The sequence below is a fragment of the Actinomycetospora sp. genome, assembly GCF_055612215.1.
In genome coordinates, this window is record NZ_JBVPVA010000669.1 from 1 (window position 1) to 1,920 (window position 1,920).

General features: G+C 76.1%; 2 protein-coding genes and 1 pseudogene. All 3 read right to left on the reverse strand.

Annotated features, from left to right (window positions below; all coding sequences use genetic code 11):
• Positions 1-231: pseudogene (locus tag AC0CYZ_RS18360) on the reverse strand (ACP S-malonyltransferase); the annotation flags it as partial.
• Between the two features lie 173 nt (positions 232-404).
• Positions 405-1,706, reverse strand: coding sequence for a PucR family transcriptional regulator (locus AC0CYZ_RS18365; protein ID WP_472217906.1), 1,302 nt, complete (start codon positions 1,704-1,706; stop codon positions 405-407).
• A 77-nt stretch (positions 1,707-1,783) separates the two neighbouring features.
• Positions 1,784-1,920 (reverse strand): cold-shock protein (locus AC0CYZ_RS18370; RefSeq protein WP_472217908.1); only part of this gene is annotated, 137 nt, incomplete at its 5' end.

The following is a 1,920-nucleotide window of genomic DNA, read 5'->3' on the forward strand; positions in this document are numbered from 1 at the left end:
CTCGGCCAGCAGCGCCTCCCCGGAGAGCAGCGCCGAGGCGACGAGCAGCGGCTGGGTGACCGCGGTGTCGGCGATCGCGTCGGCGTCGGCCTCGGTGCCCAGGTGCTCGAGGTCGAGCCCGGCGGCCTCGGAGAAGGCCGCCAGCCGTTCGCGTGCGCCGGGGCGTTCCAGCCACGGCGCGAGCATCCCCGGCTTCTGGGCGCCCTGACCGGGCGCGAGGATCGCGATCACACTCCGTACCCCACCACGCGCGGGTTGCGGGCAGCAGGCGTCGCGGTGACGAATCCTCGTCCCGGTTCGTTGTCGGGTTCCTACAACGGCGGACCCAAACAGGGACAGGCTACGGAATCGATCGAGAAGCCGGATCGCGTTGAGACGGAGATCGACGACGACGTCGTCGCAGGTCAGCGCCTCGTTGTCGGCTCACCGGCACCGCCGGTCGACCGCAACCGATCGAGCGCGATGGCCATGTGCAACAAGCGCGAGCCGCGCGCGTCGGACGGTCGCGCGCCGGTGAGGTCGGCCACTCGACGCAGCCGGTACCGGACGGTGTTGGGGTGGACGAACAGCGAGCGCGCGCACGCCTCGAGCACGCCCGCGTGGTCCAGGTAGGACTCCACGGTCTCGACGAGCGAGCCACCGGCCTCCCGCAGCGGGCGGGCCACGTCGCGCACCAGCTGCTCGACGGCCGACGAGTCCCCGGCGAGCACGCGCTCGGGGAGGAGGTCGTCGGCCGAGACCGGGCGCGGCGCACCGGGCCAGGCGGCGACGGCGCGGTGCCCGGCGAGCGCCCGCGCGGCCGAGTGGTGGCCCTCGAGCAGCCCGGCGACGACAGGTCCCGCCACCACCGGCCCCGGCCCCAACGCCTCGGCCAGCGCCAGCGCGGCCTTCGACTCCCCGCGGGTGAGGTCGCTGACCCGGCCGCCGGGGGGCTCGTCGCCGGCGTCGTCGGCCTCGGTGCCGGTCTCGTCGCGGGCGTCGTCGAGGGCCATGATCATGACGAGGTGCGCGCCGTGGGCGCCGAGGAGCACCGACACCCCGGCCCGCGCGGCCGCACGTCGGACGCCGTGCAGCGGGTCCGGGCCCTCGGGGCGGGTGCTGTCGTGCTGGGTGGGCGGGTCCCCGACGAGGACGACCGCGCGCGCCGTCGGGTCCCAGCCCAGCGCGGAGGCGCGGGAGAGCAGCGCGCCCTCGGAGTCGCGGTCGGCGCGCACGACGGCGTCGACGACGAGGGCCTCGAGGCGGGCGTCCCACGCGCCGCGCGACTCGGCGGCCGAGGCGTAGACCGTCGCCGCCGCGAAGGCGACCTCGCGGCCGAAGCGCAGGACCGCGGTGACGAGCGTGGCGCGCTCGGCCCGGCCGCCGGCCAGCGCCGGGATGCGCTCCTCGAAGACCTCCGTGGCGATGCGGACCAGCTCGACGGTCTGGCGCAGCGTCATGCGCCGGGCGAGGTCGGGCGGGGCGCTGCGGAAGGCCTCGGCCGTGAGCCGGGGCGTCGCGTCGGGGTCGCGCAGCCACGTGACGAAGTTGGCGGCGCCGAGCTGGGTGACCATGAGGACGCCGGCGCGCTGGTCGGCGGTCAGGCGGGAGAACCACGGCAGGCGCGCGGACATCTCGGCGACGCCCGCGCCCGCCACCCCGCCGGTGGCGAGCTCGAGGCGGCGCAGGGTCGCCTCGGAGACCGACCGCTCGCGGGAGCCCGCCATGGCCCACCTCCCTGGAACGAGAACGGGGCCCCGGCCGGCGAACCGGCCGGGGCCCCGCCCCGAGTGACGCGTCCTGCTTACAGCGGCGTGACCTGAACGGCCTGCAGGCCCTTCTGGCCCTGCTCGACGTCGAACGAGACGCGCTGACCCTCGTCCAGCGTCCGGAAGCCGCGGGACTGGATCGCCGAGTAGTGGACGAAGACGTCAGCGCCAC